This window comes from Butyrivibrio sp. AE3003 (assembly GCF_000686065.1).
GTDB classification, from domain to species: Bacteria; Bacillota; Clostridia; order Lachnospirales; family Lachnospiraceae; genus Butyrivibrio; species Butyrivibrio hungatei_A.
The window spans coordinates 1,987,696-2,009,218 of the sequence record NZ_JMLX01000001.1 but is presented as its reverse complement, the minus strand read 5'-3'; the positions used below and the strand labels follow the sequence as shown (position 1 = coordinate 2,009,218).

The window sequence follows — 21,523 nt, the reverse complement described above, 5'->3', positions numbered from 1 at the left end:
TGTGAATATAGGTACAATATATGAGTAACATCAACAAGGACAAAGGATTGGAATCTTTTAAGATTCTGTCCTTTGTTTTGCCTTTAATTTTTTATATCGGAATTGCGGTTTTGGACGGCCCTGTATGGTGCGTTGATTCCCGGAGCTATGTAAGCATGGATTTCTCAAGAGAGCCTGTTTACCCGCTTTTTTTGGCGCTTATCAGAAAGATATTTGAAACTTTTAAGTTCTCAGGCGAATATAAGGGACAACCTTCATATCTTTTCTGTGCTGTGATAATTCAAAGTCTATTGTGGGTATATGCGTCGTGGCGACTGGGAAATAAAGTCTGCAATGTTGCAAGCCATTATCTGAAGACAGGTGGTGCTTTGTTTCTTGGATACGCGGGTGTCTTTTCGCAGATGGCGGTTGCATCGCTTAACAGATTTGTAGCCAAAAGAGGCTCGATGTATTCTGAGAGCATTATGACCGAATCACTTGCAATTCCTCTCTTTGTTGTTTTCACAATAGAGCTGTGGAATTTGCACAGAGTGTATCTTCAGAGAAATCTCGTGAGAGTATTCGTCCTCGCGATTCTTATTGCAAGTATCAGAAAACAGATGCTTATCTGTCTTATTTTATGGGGCTTTTCGGCATTTGTAATTTATCTTTTTATAAACAGGCAGGAAGGCATACATAAGTTTTTTATAACCATGCTTATGATAGTTGCGGCTATTGCAAGTATAAAAGGAATTGACAGAATGTATAATTCGGCTCTTCGCGGAAGGTTTGTTGAACATATCGGAAACAACAAGGGCGGACTTGATACGGTTTTATATACGGCAAGAAGCGAGGATGCGGAACTTTTTAAAGATTATGAGGGCTATCCGGATCTCGATGCGTTATATACGGATATTTTTAATGCCTGTAATGAGCAGCAACTTAACATAGAATATGCTCCGGGTTATGAAAAGAGAGATCAGGCAAATGTATTTAATTCGGACTGGGCAGCGATGGCATCTCATTATGCGGAGAGCTATGATGCCATAGGTTTCGATATCGTGCAGGTTAAGTGTGATGAATATGTTGCAAGTCATTTTCCGGGACTTGAACTGTGTGATGCTCAGCTAAAAGAAGATGAGATAGAGGGAATTCTTTTTAAAACTCTTTTAAAACATGCCTTTGAGAGAATAAAAAAAGGCGACGGCAAGGCAATAATATATGTATTTACCGCAAATGTACTTAAAGCGTTTGTAATATCTGTTGCAAATATCAGTCCGAAGATTCTTATTCCGATATCATTCTTTATGTATCTGCTGTTTTTGACTTCGTTTGTGCTCTTGTTCCTGAGCAGCGTTTTTGGAAATCGGGGAAATGAAAAGGATGTGAAGGTTGATTTTTTGCTGTTTGCGTTTCTTGCGCTTTCGGGAATTGCGATAAACTCTGTGGTTACGGGATCCATGATATTCCCTCAGCCCAGATATATGTGCTACGGTATGGGACTCTTCTACTTAGCACTGACTTGTGATATAATAGCCACGAAAAAATGAAAAGGAAAGGTATACTTTGATGAAAACCTATCTTGTAACCGGAGGGGCCGGATTTATCGGTTCTAACTATATCCACTACATGTTCAAAAAATACGGTGACGACATTCGCATCATAAATGTTGATGCACTTACATATGCGGGAAATCTTGAGAATCTTAAGGATGTCGAGGGGCGTGACAATTATACTTTTGTCAAAGCAAATATTTGCGACAGAGACGCCATCAATAAGATTTTTGAAGAAAATGACATAGACAGAGTTGTTCACTTTGCGGCAGAGAGCCATGTTGACAGATCTATTGTCAATCCCGAGATTTTCGTTGAGACTAACGTTCTCGGAACAGCTACTATGCTCAACGCAGCTAAGAAGGCATGGGAGCTTCCCGATGGATCATTTAAAGAAGGCAAGAAATTCCTTCATGTTTCAACTGACGAAGTTTACGGTTCACTCGATGATGACCCGAATGCTTATTTCTATGAGACAACACCTTACGATCCGCACAGCCCATACTCAGCAAGCAAGGCAAGCTCAGATATGCTTGTAAAGGCTTATATGGACACATATAAGTTCCCTGCAAACATTACTAACTGCTCTAATAACTACGGACCTTATCAGTTCCCTGAGAAGCTCATTCCTCTTGTGATCAACAACGCACTTGCAGGTAAGGATCTTCCTGTATACGGAGATGGTAAGAACGTTCGTGACTGGCTCTTTGTTGAGGATCATGCAAAGGCAATCGACATGGTACAGGAGAAGGGAAGACTCTTTGAGACATACAATGTCGGAGGACACAATGAGAAGCAGAATATCGAGATTGTTAAGACAATCATCGATGTTCTCAGAGAAGAGCTTGATGACAGCGATCCCAGAAAGGCTAAGCTCAGCTATGACCTTATCAAGTATGTAACAGACAGAAAAGGTCATGACAGAAGATATGCCATTGCTCCCGATAAGATCAAGAAGGAAATCGGCTGGGAACCTGAGACCATGTTCAAGGAAGGTATCAGAAAGACCATTAAATGGTACTTCGATCACAACGACTGGATGGAGCATGTTACAAGCGGCGATTACGAAAAATACTACACAAAGATGTATTCAGGAAGATAAAAGAGGAGATTCACGATGAAAGGTATAATTTTGGCGGGGGGATCGGGAACAAGACTTTATCCGCTTACAAGAGCTATTTCAAAGCAGATAATGCCGGTATATGACAAGCCGATGATCTACTATCCGCTTTCAACTCTTATGCTTGCAGGTATAAGGGATGTACTTATAATTTCGACTCCGAGAGACCTTCCCATATTTGAAGATCTTTTTGGAACAGGTGAGCAGCTCGGAATGAATTTCAGCTATGCTGTTCAGGATCAGCCAAGAGGCCTTGCCGATGCATTTATCATCGGTGCGGACTTTATCGGTGATGACTCCGTTGCACTTGTTCTTGGAGATAATATTTTCTACGGACAGAGTTTTTCAAAACTTCTTCGTGATGTTGCGGCAAGAGAAAAGGGTGCCACAATCTTCGGATACTATGTAAGAGATCCCAGAGCTTACGGAGTAGTTGAGTTTGATGAGAACGGAAAGGCTATCAGCATTGAAGAAAAGCCTGAGAATCCTAAGAGTAACTATGCGGTTCCGGGACTTTACTTCTATGACAACGATGTTGTTGATATAGCAAGAAATGTTAAGCCTTCAGCTCGTGGTGAGATTGAGATCACGAGTATAAACAATGAGTATTTGAGAAGAGGAACTCTTCACGTTGAGACAATGGGAAGAGGATTTGCATGGCTTGATACGGGCAATCACGATTCACTTCTTGATGCCGCTGATTTCGTATGCGCATTCCAGAAGAGACAGGGACTTTATGTTTCATGTATCGAAGAGATTGCCTATAAGCGCGGCTTCATTGACAAGGAGCAGCTTCTTAAGCTTGCTGAGCCTCTTATGAAGACCGACTACGGTAAATATCTGGTTGAGGTTGCTAACGGACTTTGATCGGGCTTTAATATAAGAATCTGAGGTTGCAGATGGACTATAAGGTATTCAGGACGGCGGTGCTTGCTATTGTCAGTGCGCTAATTTTGGTGCTGGTCATAGTCTATGCTACAAATGCCGACAAAATTAATGAGATTTTCGGTAAGGGAGGAGCTTCCGGCGAAGGAGCTTCTGCCGCGACCTCTTCAAGCAGTGATATCGGTATGTACGGAGAGCAGATAGGTGATAATACGCAAGCCTTTTTGTTTGAAGAAGGTTTTTTTGATGCAAATGAGGAAATACCTTCGGTAGTGGTTACAAAAAAGGACGAGGCAGGCACTGCTGCTTCTGAAGCGTCTACTGATATTACAGATGATGAAGAATATAATGATTACATAGAACCCGCAGCAGTTGTGGGCTCTAACTAAATTGGAGACAAGAAATGGGTAAGATTAGCGTTGAAACATGTGAAATAGAGGGGCTTAAGGTTATAACTCCCACTGTATTCGGAGATGCCAGAGGCTATTTTGTTGAGACTTATAACAAAAATGATTTTGTTGAAGCCGGTATTGATGTTGAATTCGTTCAGGACAATCAGTCTGCAAGTAAACAGGGCGTTTTAAGAGGCCTTCACTTCCAGAAGAATTATCCTCAGGATAAGCTTGTTCGTTGCATTAACGGAGAAGTATTTGATGTTGCGGTTGATCTTAGAAGAAATTCTGCTACATTTGGAAAGTGGTTCGGTGTTGTTTTATCTGCCGAGAACAAGAAGCAGTTCTTTATTCCAAAGGGATTTGCGCACGGATTCTATGTTCTTTCCGAGTATGCCGAATTTGCGTATAAATGCTCTGATTTCTATCATCCCAATGATGAGGGCGGTCTTAAATGGAACGATCCCGATATTGGAGTAGAATGGCCGCTTATAGACGGTGTAGAACTCAACCTTTCCGATAAGGACAAAAAATGGGGAGGAATTAAAGAGTTTTGAACAAAAGAGTGAAAATCAGAAAACCCCCCAAGAAAAAATTCTTGGGCGTTTTCTATGTATTGGCGTTTATGGTTGCGCTGATAATTTTTTTACATAACAATCCTCTTGCAGACCAACATACAGAGATGCTTAAAAAAATATGCGGATGTATTTTGTTAGGTGTCGGATGTATTCTGGTCTATTTTTGGTATGACAAACTTACGGTTCTTCCTGTTGAACTTTGGAACAGCAGAAAACTTATTGTGAGACTTTCCGTCAATGATTTCAAAAAAAGATATGCAGGATCTTCATGGGGCGCTTTATGGGCCGCTGTTCAGCCTGTTGTCACGGTTGTTCTTTACAGCATTATTTTTGGAAAACTCTTTAAGACTGCTCCTCATGTTCTTCCTAATGGAAAGGAAGTTCCTCATTTGCTTTACCTCACAGCAGGTCTTGTTCCGTGGTTCTTTTTTGTAGAAGCGCTTAATAACGGAACAACAGCACTTCTTGAATATAACTATCTTGTAAAAAAAGTTCTTTTTAAAATAAGCATTCTTCCTATTATCAAAATAATTGCAGCAATGTTTATTCATATATTCTTTTTGGGTGTGCTCCTTGCAATGGCATGGATTATGGGATATGAACCCAGTATTTACTGGATTCAGCTCATATATTACATTGGTTGCGAATTTATACTGGTTTTATCTATCAGTTATGCAACCTGTGCGCTCGTTGTCTTTTTCAGGGATCTCCTTCAGATCATAAGTATTATAATTCAGCTTTTACAGTGGTATACTCCTATTCTCTGGGATCTTAACAACGATATTATAGCTCGTGTCAGAGCGCATTTTATAGATGATTTACATATGCCAATAGAGCAAATAAGAATGTATGAAGACCTGATAAAGGTGTTTGTAAAGCTTAACCCCATGACATATATCGTGGAAGGATACAGAAGCTCAATTTACGGTGAAACCTGGTTTTATGAACATTTTTATTCATCGACATATTTTTGGCTGAGTGTTGTAATGCTTTTCTGTATAGGAACAGTATTATTCAAGCGCCTTAAACCGCACTTTGCGGATGTGCTTTGATACATAATTTTGAAACAATCCATAGATCATGGAGAAATTTACATGAAGAATGATATAGCTATTGAGGTAAAAAACCTCACTAAATCATATACGCTTTACGAAAAGCCGGGGGATAGGATTAAAGATTCACTCGGCCTTGCCAAGAAGAAAAAGTTTAAGGAAAAGATTGCCCTTAACAACGTAAATCTTACGGTTAAAAAGGGTGAGACTGTAGGTATCATCGGAACAAACGGTTCAGGAAAATCTACGATCCTTAAGATAATCACAGGAGTTCTTACTCCGACATCGGGCGAAGTAAACGTAAACGGCCATATTTCAGCTCTTTTGGAGCTTGGAGCCGGTTTTAACATGGAATATAACGGAATCGACAACATCTACTTAAACGGTATGATGATCGGCTTTTCCGAAGATGAGATAAAAAATAGAATGGATGCGATCCTTGAGTTTGCAGATATCGGAGATTATGTATATCAGCCGGTTAAGACTTATTCAAGCGGTATGTTTGTAAGACTTGCCTTTGCGGTTGCGATAAACATCGATCCCGAAATTCTTATAGTAGATGAGGCACTTTCTGTAGGAGACGTATTTTTCCAGGCAAAGTGCTATCATAAGTTTGAGGAATTTAAGAAAAAAGGTAAGACGATCCTCTTTGTGTCACACGATCTTTCAAGTATAAGTAAGTATTGTGACAGAGCAGTTCTTTTGAATCAGGGCGTGCTCATCGGAGAGGGAACACCTAAGAAGATGATTGATATCTACAAGCAGGTTCTTGTGGGACAATATCCTCTTCCGAGCAGCGAAGGCGAGAATCTTCTCTATGATGATGATATCAGGGAAGCTGCCGCCAAAGCAGACAAAAAAGCTGATTCCAAGATAAAGAAGAGTAGTTCTGAAGGCTCCGCAAATGCCGGTAAAAAAGGAAAAAGAAAAGACGGAAAGGAAACCTTTAGTGAATGGGCTTCCGGGGAAGATGCGGGTTCAAATCCCGATACTCTTGAGTACGGCGACGGATCGGCTAAGATTTATGAGTACTTTGCTACCGATTCAAACGGAGTGAGGTCGAACTCAATAATCAAGGGCACTGAATTTACGGTGCACATGAAGGTCAGGTTCGAAAAGGATGTTGCGGCACCTATTTTTGCACTTACCTTCAAGAATATCATGGGAATTGAGATCACAGGTACCAATTCCATGGTTGAGAAAGCCTTTTTGGAACCTGTAAAAGCAGGTGATGAGAAGGAGATAACCTTCACACAGAATATGTCTTTACAGGGCGGAGAATATCTTTTAAGCTTTGGGGTTACAGGATTTGAGCAGAATGATTTTACTGTATACCACAGGCTGTATGATGCCCTTAATATCACGGTCGTATCAGATAAGAATACGGTTGGATATTATGATATGAACACAACATGTAAAGTGAGAGATATAGATGCAGGAACAGATTAAGATTGGCAATGTCACACTTAATTTCAAACATTATTCCGGGGTCGATCTGTACAGTGACGGTGCTGTAGAGAACGATCTTCTTGAGATTGTAAAAAATCATAAAAAAGAAGAGTTTCAGGAGATCATTGAGAAAAAAGCAAGCTGGCCTATTCTCTACCATCTTTCTGAGCAGAGAGCCAATATCGTTGAGTGGATTCCCATGGATCCAAATGCGAAGGTTCTTGAAGTCGGATCAGGATGCGGAGCGATAACGGGAATGCTTTCAAAGAAAGCAGCGAGTGTTGTTTCGTGCGATCTTTCCAGAAGAAGATCCGAGATCAATGCCTACAGAAACAAAGAATGCGGAAACGTGACCATTCACGTGGGAAACTTCAGGGACATTGAGCCTGATCTTGACAGAGATTTTGATTATATATTCCTTATCGGCGTGTTTGAGTACGGACAGGGATATATCGGAACGGACAACCCGTACGAGAAGTTCCTCAGAATGCTTAACAGACACCTTAAAAAGGGCGGAAGAATTGTAATTGCCATCGAGAATCGTCTTGGACTTAAGTATTTTGCAGGATGTTCAGAAGATCATCTCGGAACATACTTTAAGGGAATCGAAGGTTATACGGCTGACAGCGTTGCCAAGACTTTTACAAGGAACGGACTTATCAATATATTTAAAAAGTGTGGAATGAATGATTATCATTTCTACTATCCGTATCCTGATTACAAGCTCATGACAATGATCCACTCCGATTCTTATTTCCCTAAGTTCGGAGAGCTTCAGGACAATGTCAGGAACTTTGACAGGGACAGAATGATCCTCTTTAACGAGAAACATGCATATGAGGATCTTGTCAAAGACGGAATGTATCCGGATTTTGCCAATTCTTTTGAAGTAATACTGGGACCCGGATTTGATACAGTATACAGTAAGTACAGCAACGACAGAGTTGATGAATTCAAGATAAGAACAGATATCGCCATAAGCAGAACGGGAAGAAAAGTTATTAAGAAATTCCCGCTGAGTGAGGCTGCACGAGAGCATGTTTTCGGTCTAAGGGATGCTTATCTCGGACTTCAGGAGAAGTTCAGGGGCGGCGATTTTGAGATAAATGATTGCCAGATAGACGAGACGGAAGGCTGTGCTGTTTTTTCTTTTGTAAACGGTGTTCCTCTCGCGTCGCTTCTTGATCAGTGCATAGACAGGGATGATATGGAAGCCTTCGATGCACTTATAAATGAGTATATTAAGAGACTAAATTATAAGCCGGATTATCCGGTGTCCGATTACGACCTTATCTTTTCTAACATAATGGTAAACGGACCTATCTGGACTATAATTGATTATGAGTGGACTTACGGAAAATGTATTCCGCCCAAGGAGCAGGTGTGGAGAGCACTCTACTGCTACAGACTCGAAGACAGGAAGAGAGAGAAGTTCGATCCAAAGCCTGTATATGAGAGACTTGGGTTAAAAGAAAAAGAAATGAAGGTTCTTCTTGATGAAGAATATGCATTCCAGAAATATGTTACGGGAAACAGAAAGTCTCTCGTTGAGATCTGGAAAGATATAGGAAGAAAAGTTATTGTTCCAAAGGAACTCTCAAAGTCTGCGGATGCGGCAAGAGCTGCAGACTGCGTTCAGGTTTACTTTGACGAGGGATTTGGATATTCGGAGGATGATTCGATATTCCCCGAGGAGCAGTATGATGACAAGAATGAGATAAGTCTCGATATTCCGGTAGATTCAAGGTGCAAGGTGCTAAGGCTCGATCCTGCATTTGCTCCCTGCATGGTTACCGTGATAGAGGCTGCATGGAACGGATTGTCTATCGAGGACGGCTCGGCGGATATTACACTTAAGCCTGTAAACGGCGAGTGGATCACAGATGATTCCTTCATGTTTAATACAGATGATCCGAATATTGAGTTCGATCTTACGGCAAGCGGACTCAGTGTAAAGGAGAATAATCATCTCACGGTGAGACTTCTTACTACGATGGTTCCTAAAAACGCCGCAGATGCTATTATCAATTCCGTTGATCTTCAGCCTGGTGTTGAGCAAAAGGAAAAAGTGGGGATAATAAAGAAAATCGGAAGAAAGATTGTTGAAAAGCGTGAGGCACGTTATTACAGAGACGAGGAGTAAAAACGGGGAATGCTTAAGGGGTTAGTTAAAAGTACTCTTGCAACAAAAAGAACAGCTAAATACAACAGGATGGTCAATGCCAAGGCATCAGCTTATGACAAATGGCAAAAGAACATCGAGAAGAGCCCTGTTATCCAGGCGGAAGCACCCGTTCAGTATGAGACGGGAGAGAACGGAGAACTCATACCGCATAAGCTTCCGGAACCTAAGGTAAAGGTTGTTCCGTATGCAAAAGTATGGGAGATGACTGACGCCAAAGACGATGAAAACACGGTATACATTTTTGTAAGTCCCAAGGGAAAACTTACGAAAAGAGCCGGAGAAGTAATAAAACAGTATTTTATAGCGCATCCGGAGCATAACGTTGTCTATGCGGACGAGGATGAGATCGGAAGAGGCGGAAAGTTTATTCATCCTTTCTTTAAGCCTGACTGGTCACCGGATTCATACTTAAATGCATTTTATATAGGCAGTCTTTTTGCTTGCAGATCCAAGACTGTACATGATGCGATTCCTGAATATGACAATGCTGTCAAGATGCTTGGCGGAACAGCGAACAAGAAAAATTCGCCCGAGCAGATCGGACTTGAAGCGTCGCTTCTTTCAGCCGATGTTCTCTTTTGCATGCTGGCTATTCATGAGAGGGCGTTTGCAAAGAGGACGGGAACAGAGCTTCCGATCGGTCATATAAGAGAGGTTCTGTTTCACAGAAACGCAGGACAGGATGTCTTTTACGGAAGAAGTTTCCATAACTCAAGACATATGCTGCTTAAGCCCGTGACGGTGAGCATTATCATCCCGTCAAAGGATCATCCCGAGGTTTTCCAGCAGTGTCTTAATTCGATAATCGAGACAACTAAGGATGCCGGAATAACATATGACATTGTTGTCATAGACAACGGAAGTTCTGCGTCAAACAGGGTTAAGTACGGTGTGTATGCATCGAGAGCGCCCAGAAAAAACGGACTTACCAAGATAAATTATATATACAAGCTTCAGGACTTTAATTTCTCGGCTATGTGCAATCAGGGCGCGAGAAGTTGCACGGGAGAGTATCTTCTTTTCCTCAATGACGATATCGAGGCGGTTAAAGACGGGTGGCTGACGGAGCTTATTTCACAGGCCCAGCTTAAGCATGTGGGAGCTGTCGGAGCAAAGCTTATCTATCCAAAGACCGACCTTATACAGCATGCGGGAATTGCAAATGTGAGAAGAGGCCCCGTTCACAAGCTTCAGAAGATGCATGACAATAAGAGCCATTATTTTGGCTACAACAGAGGAATACACAACATGATAGGCGTGACAGCGGCCTGCCTTCTCATAAGCAGACGCAAGTTCAACGACGTGGGAGGTTTCCCCGAGGAACTTAAGGTTGCTTTCAATGATGTGGATTTCTGCTACAGCGTTTTTGAAAAGGGCTATTACAACGTTTGCTGCAATCATACTTATCTTTTGCATCATGAGTCTCTTACAAGGGGACTTGATAACCTTGATCCGAAGAAGATGGACAGACTTGCGGCAGAAGGCGAGGTGCTTATGAAGAGGCACGCGCACCTGTATAACAAGGATCCTTTTTACAGCCCGCATCTTACGGAAGATGAGACGATATCGGCGATCATTCCGAGAGAAGACTACACGCCTGTTGAAGACATACCTTATATGTCGCCTGTTCTTCATGAGAAGGGAATTAAGGGGGCGAGAGAAGATCAGTGCCTGAGAGTCGGATGCGAGTACAACGCTTCTATGGACAACTGGCTGTATGGCGTTAATACCGCAGATAATATTGAGGGATATTTCCTTAAGGGATACAGTTTTGTTATAGGATCTGACAATGCACTCTATGACAAAAAGCTTCTTTTGAGGCTTGTAGAGAGGTATGAGGATGGGGCAGGACCTGTTGGGCCTGAAGTTTACAGTTTTACGCCCTATATCTGGTACAGACCGGACATCAGGGTAAGACTCCAGGATCAGGTCAATGTGGACCTTACGGGATATAAGCTAAAGATTAAAAAGGGTGAATTAAAACCCGGATTCTATCAAATCGGAATGCTTGCGATAGACAGAACGAGCAGGCTTAAGCTCATTAACTGGGTACCGAATATATTACATGTTAAGAATTGAATGTAAGGAATTGATTGGAAGTTTTTTATGTCAGAAAAAGATTTTGATTTTAAAGCAGCATATGAAAAAGAAAAGTTAAAGAGCGCAGATCTTGCGTCAAGGATTGCGGAACTTGAAGATAAGAACAGCGAGCTTGAGTTTAAGCTCTCAAGGATCAAGAACAATCCTATCTGGAAGGCAAGTACGCCTGCGAGAAATGCCATGCACTTTACGATAAGGCAGATCGACAGGGTGAGAAATCAGGGCTCTGTAAAGGGAGTTATCGCCAAGATAAAGTACAAGCAGGTAGAAAAAAAGGCCATGACTCATTACGGAACGGAGAGCTTTCCAACTCCCGAAGTAAGAAAAGAGCAGGAAGAGACTGTTTTCGAGAAAGCGCCTTTGATCTCTATACTGGTGCCTCTTTATAACACTCCTGAAAAGTTTCTTCGAGACATGATCGAGTCTGTTCTTGTACAGACATATTCAAACTGGCAGCTTTGCCTTGCGGACGGTTCCGATGATGAGCATGTTGGACTTGTATCGCAGATTGTAAGCGAATATATGAAGGAAGACAGGGCTTTGGACAAAGAGGGAAATTGCAAGATTTCCTACGAAAAGCTTGAGAAGAACGAGGGTATCTCGGGAAATACAAATCACTGTCTTGAACTTGCAAAGGGTGAGTATGTCGGTCTTTTCGATCACGATGATATTCTTCATCCGGAAGTTCTTTACTGGTATGTCAAGGCTATAAATGAGGAGAATGCGGATTACATCTATTGCGATGAGACGACCTTTAAGGGCGATGATATCAACAAGATGATAACAATGCATTTTAAGCCTGACTATGCTATTGATAACTTAAGGGCAAACAATTATATTTGTCATTTCAGTGTGTTTAAAAGAACTCTTCTCGAGGGAACTGAGCTCTTTAGAACTAAATTTGACGGAAGCCAGGATCATGACATGATATTGAGGCTCACGGATAAAGCCGAGCATATTGTGCATATTCCAAAGCTTTTATATTACTGGAGATCTCATGCGGGAAGTGTTGCGTCGGATATAAGCGCCAAGCCCTATGCGATTGAGGCTGCAAAAGGAGCTGTGGCAGACCACTTAAGACGCCACGGATACGACCACTTTAAGATTACGAGCACCAGAGCTTTTGAGACAATCTTTAAGATTAGTTATGAGGTTGTCGGAACACCGAAGGTAAGCATTATTATTCCCAACTGCGAGCACGCAGAGGACCTTAGAAGGTGCATTGATTCAATATATGAAAAGTCTGTATATGATAACTATGAGATAATAGTTGTCGAGAACGGAAGTAAGGGCTCCGAGATAAAGGGCTATTACGATGAACTTAAGTCGGGTGCGCTTAAGGATATTGTCAAGGTTGTAGATTTCTACGAGGACAAGAGCAATCTAAATCCCGACGGTTCAAAACCTAAATTTAATTATTCCAAGGTTGTAAACTACGGTGTTAAAGCGTCGGACGGAGAGTATATCATTCTTCTTAACAACGACACCAAGGTTATAACCGTAAACTGGATAGAAGAACTTTTGATGTACGCTCAGAGAGCGGATGTCGGCGCGGTAGGCGGTAAGCTTTACTTCCCTGACAGAAAGATACAGCACGCCGGAGTTGTGCTTAAGCTCGGTGCTCACAGAACAGCGGGGCATTCCCATTACGGACAGGCAGGTATGAACCTCGGATATATGGGCAGACTTTGCTATGCTCAGGATGTAAGTGCCGTTACGGGTGCGTGTCTTATGGTTTCACGAAAGAAGTACGATGAGGTTGGTGGACTTGATGAAACTTTTGAAGTGAGCCTCAATGATGTTGATTTTTGCCTTAAACTCAGAGAAAAAGGGTATCTTAACGTGTTTACTCCTTTTGCTGAGATGTTTCATTATGAATCTCTTTCAAGAGGCCTTGACCTTGAGGGAGAGAATGCAAAGCGCTACGAAGACGAGTCGGAGCACTTTAGAACAAAGTGGAAGGAAGTTCTTGATAAGGGAGATCCTTATTATAATCCGAATTTTTCTCTGGACAGAAGCGATTACAGTCTGAATGTTGAGGGGTATTCGAGTTTAAGGGACAAGTAAAGCGTGACGGATACAATCATGCTATAATAAACCAGTAGTTTTATCCTAAGGAGGGAAGAAAAAATGAGTGAAGCATCAAAACAGCTTGAATATTGGCTCAATGATTCATATTTTGATGACGAGACTAAAAAGGAATTAATGGCTATCAGGAATGATGAGGCCGAAGTTGAAGATAGATTTTACAGAGAGCTTGAGTTCGGTACCGGCGGACTTAGAGGTGTTATCGGTGCCGGAACCAACAGAATGAACAAGTACGTTGTAAGAAAAGCAACACAGGGACTTGCAAATTATATCAAGAAAAACGGCGGACCCGACGCAGCTAAGAAAGGGGTTGCTATCTCTTTTGACTGCAGAAGATTTTCACCCGAGTTTGCCGATGAGACGGCTCTTTGCCTTGCTGCAAACGGAATCAAGGCTTATGTAAGTGATATCTTACGTCCCACTCCCGAGCTTTCTTTTGCACTCAGAGAGTTTGGTTGTATCGCAGGTGTAATGGTAACAGCTTCTCACAATCCTCCGGAATACAACGGATACAAGGTATATTGGGAAGACGGCGCGCAGATCACACCACCTCATGACAACGGAATTATCGCAGAGGTTATGGCTATCAAGGACTATCATGAAGTTAAGACAATGTCCAAAGAGGATGCCATCGCACAGGGACTTTATGTTTCTTTTGGAACAGAGATAGATGACAAGTACATGGTTGAGCTTAAGAAGCAGATCATCCATCAGGATGTTATCGATGAGATGGCTGATAAGTTCACAATTGTATATACACCTTTCCACGGAACAGGTAACCTTCCTGTAAGAAGGGTTTTGAAAGAACTTGGATTTAAGAATGTGTATGTGGTTCCCGAGCAGGAAGCTCCCGACCCCGATTTCACAACTTTGGAATATCCCAATCCCGAGGATCCCAAGGCATTTAAGCTTGCGCTTGAACTTGCAAAAGAAAAGGATGCGGACATCGTTCTTGCAACCGATCCCGATGCAGACCGTCTCGGAATCTACGCTAAGGATCTTAAGACAGGTGAATATGTCGGATTTACAGGAAATATGTCAGGTATGCTTATCGGTGAGTATATCTTGAGAGAACGTACAAGTACAAAGACTATGCCTGCTAACCCTGCTTTTGTAACAACAATCGTTACCACAAACATGGCAAAACGTGTTGCTGAAAAGTACGGACTTTATTATACTGAGGTTCTTACAGGATTTAAGTATATCGGTGAGCAGATCAAGATCTATGAAGAGAACAATCAGTCTCATAACTATGTATTCGGTCTTGAGGAGTCTTACGGATGTCTTGCCGGAACTCATGCAAGAGATAAGGACGCTATCGTTGCCGTTATGTGCCTTTGCGAGCTTGCAGCTTTCTATAAGAAGCAGGGCAAGAGCGTTTGGGATGCAATGATCGATATGTATGAAGAGTACGGCTATTACAAAGAAGGTCAGTATTCTATCACAATGAAGGGTAAGGAAGGTGCTGAGCAGATCGCAGCTATCATGGAGAAACTCAGAAATAATCCTCCCAAGACATTCGGAAACTGGAAAGTTGAAGAGTTCAGAGATTATAAGACAGATAAAGTTATAAACATGGAGACAGGTGAAGAGTCCAAGACAGGACTTCCTTCTTCAAACGTTCTGTATTTTGCACTTAACGATGATTCATGGTGCTGTGCAAGACCTTCAGGAACAGAGCCCAAGATCAAGTTCTACATGGGCGTAAAAGGTAAGAACCTGGAAGATGCCGAAAAGCTTCAGAATGAACTTACCGAAGCTGTTAAGAATGCGGTAGGCTAAGCTGAGAAAACTTGCTGAAATAATATATAGTTAGGATATAAATAATTATGGGAATCAAAAATGCGGTCATAAAAACAATAACATATGCTAAGCGCAATGGTGTTGAGGCCGCATTTTTTTGCTGCCCTTGAAAAATCTTCATTACGTGCTTCCGAAAATTACGAATTTCATTCTCTTTCCGAAGATGTTCTTAAGGAACAGAACCTTGAGTACAGAAGGTTCGCCGAGGAAGGGGAGACGGTGAACTTCAGCATTGTTGTGCCCATATACAACACTCCTTCGGAGTACCTTAAGGAGATGATCGAATCTGTTATAGTGCAGAGCTATGCAAATTGGGAGCTCGTGCTCGCAGATGCTTCGCCTGAAGCTCTGACTCTTGCGGAAGAATATGCGAAGAACGATCCGAGGATCAAGTATCACCGTCTTGAGGAAAATGCAGGGATTTCCGAGAATACAAACAGGGCAATTGAATTTGCAAGAGGAGATTATATAGGTCTTTTGGACCACGACGATCTTCTTACTCCCGATGCTCTTTATGAGGTCTTTAGAGTCATTAAAAAGAGCATGAAGCAAAATCATCTGTCCGGATATAAAAACTGTCCTATAAGGCTTATATATTCAGATGAGGATAAGTTTGAGGACGATAATGGTAAGAGGCGCTTTTACGAGCATCATGCAAAGCCCTCTTTTAATATGGACTATCTTTTTTCGAATAATTATATCTGTCACTTTACGGTTGTGAGAGGGGATATAATAAAGAGATTGAAACTAAGGTCAAAGTTTGACGGTGCGCAGGATTTTGACTTATTTTTGAGAACAAGTTGCGAAGCGGCTCTTTCAATAGACATGGCTTCGGGACAGATGGCACACATAGGAAAGGTTCTATATCACTGGAGATGCCACAGCGAATCTACCGCGGCCAATCCGGCAAGTAAGATGTACGCTTACGAAGCAGGTCTTCATGCGATTGAGTCGGCACTTAACGATGCAAAGATAGAAGCAGAAGTTTCCAATCTTCCGCATCTTGGCTTCTACAGGGTAGATTACAAGCCCGATATCCTGACATGCAGAAAAGATATAGGATGTGTGGGCGGAAAGCTCGTAGATGATAAAAAGAAGATTGCGGGCGGAATATATGAAAAGGACAAAACAGCTCTTTATAAAGGGCTTTTGATCGGATATAGCGGAGGACTTCAGCACAGAGCTGTAGTTCAGCAGGATTGCTATGCGGTTGATATAAGATGCATGGCGATAAGACCTGAGTTTATCGGCGCCTATGAAGAGATTACGGGCCGGAAATATATAGATACATTTAATGACAATGCTGCAGATGACAGATTTGCAGGGTTATCTGAGGAAGAAATCATAGAGCTCAGTTTACGTGTGTGCGATGAAGTCAGAAAACGTGGCCTTAGGATCATGTGGGATCCGCAGGTTGTTAAGAGGATATGACCCAGATGGAAAAAGTTACGGTGGTAATACCCAATTATAACGGAAAAAAATATCTTGATGACTGCCTTAGAAGTCTTAAAAAGCAGACGTATAGCGATTTTCGAGTTATCATTGTGGATAACGGCTCCACAGACGGAAGTGCCGGATATATCAAGGATAAGTACCCCGATGTCAAAGTTATTGCTCTTAACGAGAATACCGGATTTGCAAATGCCGTGAATGTCGGAATAAAAGCATCGGATTCCGAGTATGTTTTTTTGCTCAACGATGATACGGTATGCGATGAAAGGGCGGTCGAGTCTTTGGTCAGAACCATGAACAGGGGAAAAAAACTCTTCAGTGTTCAGGCTAAGCTTCTTCAGCTTAAGAATCCCGAGCTTATTGATGACAGCGGGGATTATTATTGTGCTCTCGGATGGGCTTTTTCACCCGGAAGAGATAAAAAGAGCAGCTTTCTTACGAAACAGACAGCCGTAACATCTGCTTGCGCAGGTGCTGCGATATACAGGCGTGCTTTGTTTGATGAAATCGGATATTTTGACGAGAAACATTTTTGCTATCTTGAGGACGTTGATATAGGATATAGGGCCAGAGTCAAGGGATATATCAATGCCTGCGACCCGGATGCTCTTGTTTATCATGCGGGAAGCGGAACTTCGGGCTCAAGATACAACTCTTTTAAGGTTGAATTAACAGCAGGTAATAACTTATACTTTATTTATAAGAATATGCCGGTTTTGCAGATAATTATAAATTTACCTTTTATTATCGCCGGGATTATTATTAAGCATGTCTTCTATGTGCGTAAAGGATTGGGAATGAGCCATGTAAGGGGAATCATGGCCGGTTTTTCCAAAATCTTGAAAAATGCGGACAGAAGACAGAAGTTTGGAAAGAAGGAGTTTCTTGCATGCGCAGGCCTTCAGCTTGAACTGTGGATTAATATTGCAAGAAGATTTGGGGCAACAAGAGTATGATCAAGGACAATCAGATACATTTAAATAGAGCGCATGTCATTGTGGACGGGCTTATTATAGCCGGTTCATATATTGCGTCTTATTTTATAATCAAGGATCCCACTATCGGACAGTATTCGCAGGAAGAATATTTTAGATATCTGTACTATGTTGTGCCCGCGTATTTGTTTCTGTATTACATGATGCAGCTCTATACATCAAGACGGGCACTTAAATTATGGGATGAATTTATTGATATATTTGAGGCAAATGTACTTGGAGTGCTGGGACTTTATGTACTTTTGTTCTGGATAAGTAAGCAATACTATTCCAGAAAGCTTACTGTTATCTTTTTTGCGATAAATGTTGCTTCGACGACGATAGCGCACGGACTTCTGAGGAAGTTTCTTCAGTTTATCAGGAAAAAAGGCTATAACATAAAGCACATTTTGCTTGTCGGATATTCGAGGGCAGCAGAAGGTTATATCAGCAGAATCCTCGACAATCCTCAGTGGGGCTATGTGATCGCGGGTGTTTTGGATGATTTTGTGCCGATCGGAACAAGCTATCACGGAATTGAGGTTATCGGAAATACCGATAAGCTTGCAAGTTATCTGGAAAATAATCAATTTGATGAGATTACTATCACGCTTCCTTTGAATGATTATGACAGACTTGAGGAATTTGTTGCACAGTGTGAAAAATCGGGAGTTCACACAAAGTTCATTCCCGATTATTCATCTCTTTTTCCAAGTAATCCGTATACGGAAGATGTGCAGGGAATACCTGTTATCAATATCAGATACGTGCCTCTTACAAATTCATTTAACAGGCTTGCAAAGAGGATGGTGGATATAATCGGTTCTTTGATCGGAATTATTTTGTGTTCGCCGGTGATGTTTGTTGTGGCTTTCCTTATAAAGAGTACGGACAACGGGCCTATACTCTTTAAGCAGGAAAGAGTGGGACTTAACGGCAAAACATTCAATATGTATAAATTCAGGAGCATGAGAGTTCAGACCGAATCTGAAGAGAAAAAGGGCTGGACCACAAAGGACGATCCGAGAGTTACAACGATAGGTAAGTTTATCAGAAAGACAAGTATTGATGAACTTCCGCAGCTTTTCAATATATTGATCGGACAGATGAGTATTGTCGGACCAAGACCCGAGAGACCTCAGTTTGTTGAGAAGTTCAAGGAAGAAATTCCCAGATATATGGTTAAGCATCAGGTAAGACCCGGGCTCACAGGCTGGGCTCAGATAAACGGATACAGAGGAGATACTTCTATAAGAAAAAGAATTGAATATGACCTCTATTACATCGAAAACTGGTCGATGATGTTTGATTTCAGAATAATAATCGGAACCATAAGATACGGAATTGTCAATAAAAATGCATATTGAGCGTATAGACTTGTATATTTTTCACTTTTGTGGCAAAATGTATTGGGTATACGCTAACTTTTTTACGCAAATGTTAAAAAGTGTTGCACAGAAGTTTTAATAATCTATGACCAGTTTGTTGGGACAACATGGAGAATTGGAGAGGTAATATGGCTAATCGTGATGATGAATATTATGACAGAGGCGGTCGCAGACCTTCTCAGAGAGATGATAGATACAGAGACGATATGAGATCCTCAGGAAGAGGAAGAGACTCTAGATCTAGACGTGATTATGATGATTATGATGAGCGTCCTGTCAGAAGAAGAGAACCTGACGGAAGAGGCTCCAGATACGATGACCCCAGAAGAGGCGGTCAGTCATCAAGACCCGGTGCACCCAGAAATGGTAAGAAAAATAATAAAGCATTAATACTACTTATAAGTGAGATCGCAGTTGCGTTGTTACTTTTGGTTGCTGCTTATAACATATTCTTTAAGATGGGAGCTACAAAGGTCGGAAGAGTTAATCTTGATGAGTCCGAGATCAATGATAGTATCAGTGAAGCAGCTGCAGACAGTGAACACATGAAGGGATATACAAATATTGCTCTTTTTGGTGTTGACTCAAGAAAGGGACAGCTTGATAAGAAGACAAGAACAGACTCGATCATAATCTGCTCTATCAACAATGATAACGGTGAGATCAGACTTTGTTCCGTATATCGTGATACATGGCTTAATCTTAGTGATGACTCTTATGATAAGTGTAATGCTGCATATGTATACGGTGGTCCTGAGCAGGCAATCAAGATGCTCAATATGAACCTTGATATGGATATTAAGCACTGTTATACAATCGGTTTCAGAGGATTGTCAGATGTTGTTGATGCTTTGGGTGGTGTAGAGATTGATGTTCCCGATAACGTTGTTAAGCATCTTAATAACTACGAGAATACAATGGCTCAGGATCTTAAGATGGAATATAAGCCTGTAGAGAAAGCGGGACTTCAGAGACTTACAGGTCTTCAGGCTACAGCTTACTGCCGAGTAAGATATACGGCAAATGGTGATATCGACCGTGCGGCAAGACAGAGAGAAGTTATTCAGGCATGTCTTGAAGAGGCAAAGAAGAAGAGCCCTGCTGAACTTGAAGAGATTGCAGAAAAAGTATTTAAGGAATCATATACAACACTTCATTTTGATGAGATAGTCAAACTCCTCAAGAAGGTTCCTAAGTATGAGATTGTGGATCAGGCCGGATTCCCCAGCGAAGGCATGATAAATCCTAATGCCAGAGTTGGAAAGAAGAGTGTTGTAGCACCAGTGGATCTTGAGAGCAACGTTAAGTGGCTTCACGGATTCCTCTTTAATGATACTGAGTATGCTGTATCTGATGATGTTAAGAAGTACAGTCAGAAGATCAGTACAGATACCGGTGCGGGTAAATAATTAACCTACGGGTATTAAGAAATATAGTAAAGTAAGAAGACTAGCGCAGTTACAGGAAAGTAAGGCGATTTTTAGCAGAATATAAATAGAAGGGCCGGGTTCTGTATGAGCTCAGCCCTTTTTGTTCATTAGAAATATCAGTAACTCTATGATTGGGACTGATTATTTAATATAATTGAGGTAGAGATGTATAAAGTTGATGTGATAATACCAACGTATAAGCCGGATAAATCTCTTTTCGAACTGATCGATGATCTTGAAAAGCAATCGATAAGACCTGAGCATATTATCATAATGAATACGGAAGAAAAGTATTGGAATGATTTTATAGATAAAGCAGGTGCGAATCCGGCGGATAAATACGACAATATTATCGTTGAACATGTCAGCAAAAAAGAATTTGATCACGGAGAGACCAGAAACCGTGGGGTGAAGCTTTCTTCCGCAGATTTTTTCCTTATGATGACACAGGATGCTTTTCCGAGAGACAAGGTGCTTATAGCTTCTCTTGCGAAGGCACTTGATGAAGATGTTGCCGCTGCATATGCAAGGCAGTATCCGAAGCCTGATTGCAATCTTGCGGAGAGATATTCGAGAAAATTCAACTATCCTAATGAGTTTATCAGAAAGACTCAGGCGGATGTTAGCAGATTGGGAATAAAAACTTATTTTTGTTCAAATGTATGTGCCATGTACAGGCGCGATATATACGATAAAATAGGTGGATTCACGCATAAGACGATCTTCAATGAAGATATGGTATATGCGGGAAATGCATGCCAGAAGGGATATGCTATATGCTATGTTCCGGAGGCGGGAGTGGTTCATTCACATAACTACACCTGCATGCAGCAGTTCCACAGAAATTTTGACCTTGGAGTATCACAGACAGATCATCCTGAGATATTCGGTAGTATAAGTTCCGAGTCAGAGGGAAAGAAGATGGTCGGACAGACCGTTAAGCATTTCAGACATATAGGAAAGGGTTACCTTATACCGCATTATATAATTATGTGCGGCTTCAGATGGCTGGGTTACAAGCTTGGCAGAAATTACAAAAAACTGCCACAGAGTTTGGTAACGGCTTTTTCGATGAACAAGGAATATTGGGTGTAA

Annotated in this window: 16 protein-coding genes; all 16 read left to right on the top strand. The window is 41.5% G+C overall.

Translation table 11 applies throughout. From position 1 onward, the window contains the following. Positions 1-20 precede the first annotated feature (20 nt). The 16 genes from CD00_RS0109685 to CD00_RS0109610 all read left to right on the top strand — a co-directional run bounded on the left by CD00_RS0109685 (position 21) and on the right by CD00_RS0109610 (position 21,523). Positions 21-1,529, top strand: a complete 1,509-nt coding sequence (locus CD00_RS0109685; protein WP_026655784.1) for a hypothetical protein — start codon at positions 21-23, stop codon at positions 1,527-1,529. Between the two features lie 19 nt (positions 1,530-1,548). Continuing rightward, complete coding sequence (gene rfbB, locus CD00_RS0109680) at positions 1,549-2,634, top strand: dTDP-glucose 4,6-dehydratase (protein WP_026655783.1); 1,086 nt, start codon at positions 1,549-1,551, stop codon at positions 2,632-2,634. 15 nt (positions 2,635-2,649) lie between these two features. Further along, a complete protein-coding gene (gene rfbA, locus CD00_RS0109675) occupies positions 2,650-3,519 on the top strand; it encodes a glucose-1-phosphate thymidylyltransferase RfbA (protein ID WP_026655782.1) in 870 nt (289 codons plus the stop codon). Between the two features lie 32 nt (positions 3,520-3,551). Continuing rightward, entirely contained in the window at positions 3,552-3,926 is a 375-nt protein-coding gene (locus CD00_RS0109670) for a hypothetical protein (protein WP_026655781.1), read from the top strand. Between the two features lie 14 nt (positions 3,927-3,940). Further along, positions 3,941-4,486 (top strand): dTDP-4-dehydrorhamnose 3,5-epimerase, encoded by a 546-nt coding sequence (rfbC, locus tag CD00_RS0109665; protein ID WP_026655779.1) that lies wholly within the window; start codon positions 3,941-3,943, stop codon positions 4,484-4,486. Beyond that, positions 4,483-5,559, top strand: a complete 1,077-nt coding sequence (locus tag CD00_RS0109660; protein WP_051594144.1) for an ABC transporter permease — start codon at positions 4,483-4,485, stop codon at positions 5,557-5,559. Before rfbC ends, CD00_RS0109660 begins: the two co-directional genes overlap by 4 nt. Positions 5,560-5,601: 42 nt before the next feature. Continuing rightward, the gene (locus CD00_RS0109655; protein WP_026655777.1) at positions 5,602-7,008 is read left to right on the top strand and encodes an ABC transporter ATP-binding protein; all 1,407 of its coding nucleotides are present in this window, start codon (positions 5,602-5,604) and stop codon (positions 7,006-7,008) included. After that, on the top strand, positions 6,992-9,151 hold the full coding sequence (locus tag CD00_RS19850) for a class I SAM-dependent methyltransferase (RefSeq protein WP_081670550.1): 2,160 nt from the start codon (positions 6,992-6,994) through the stop codon (positions 9,149-9,151). The genes CD00_RS0109655 and CD00_RS19850 overlap by 17 nt, the downstream gene beginning before the upstream one ends. A 9-nt stretch (positions 9,152-9,160) precedes the next feature. Further along, entirely contained in the window at positions 9,161-11,272 is a 2,112-nt protein-coding gene (locus CD00_RS0109645; protein ID WP_026655776.1) for a glycosyltransferase, read from the top strand. 27 nt (positions 11,273-11,299) lie between these two features. Then, the gene (locus CD00_RS0109640; protein WP_026655775.1) at positions 11,300-13,360 is read left to right on the top strand and encodes a glycosyltransferase family 2 protein; all 2,061 of its coding nucleotides are present in this window, start codon (positions 11,300-11,302) and stop codon (positions 13,358-13,360) included. Positions 13,361-13,423: 63 nt separating this feature from the next. Beyond that, positions 13,424-15,163 carry a phospho-sugar mutase gene (locus CD00_RS0109635; protein WP_026655774.1) on the top strand — a complete coding sequence of 580 codons (1,740 nt, stop codon included), beginning with the start codon at positions 13,424-13,426 and terminating at the stop codon, positions 15,161-15,163. An 84-nt stretch (positions 15,164-15,247) separates the two neighbouring features. After that, positions 15,248-16,615, top strand: a complete 1,368-nt coding sequence (locus CD00_RS17920; RefSeq protein WP_081811890.1) for a glycosyltransferase family 2 protein — start codon at positions 15,248-15,250, stop codon at positions 16,613-16,615. Positions 16,616-16,620: 5 nt separating this feature from the next. Next, positions 16,621-17,592 carry a glycosyltransferase family 2 protein gene (locus CD00_RS0109625; RefSeq protein ID WP_026655772.1) on the top strand — a complete coding sequence of 324 codons (972 nt, stop codon included), beginning with the start codon at positions 16,621-16,623 and terminating at the stop codon, positions 17,590-17,592. Next, positions 17,589-18,977 (top strand): undecaprenyl-phosphate glucose phosphotransferase, encoded by a 1,389-nt coding sequence (locus CD00_RS0109620; RefSeq protein WP_026655771.1) that lies wholly within the window; start codon positions 17,589-17,591, stop codon positions 18,975-18,977. The genes CD00_RS0109625 and CD00_RS0109620 overlap by 4 nt, the downstream gene beginning before the upstream one ends. Before the next feature lie 149 nt (positions 18,978-19,126). After that, positions 19,127-20,407, top strand: coding sequence for an LCP family protein (locus CD00_RS0109615; RefSeq protein WP_026655769.1), 1,281 nt, complete (start codon positions 19,127-19,129; stop codon positions 20,405-20,407). Positions 20,408-20,593: 186 nt separating this feature from the next. Then, positions 20,594-21,523, top strand: coding sequence for a glycosyltransferase family 2 protein (locus CD00_RS0109610; protein WP_026655768.1), 930 nt, complete (start codon positions 20,594-20,596; stop codon positions 21,521-21,523).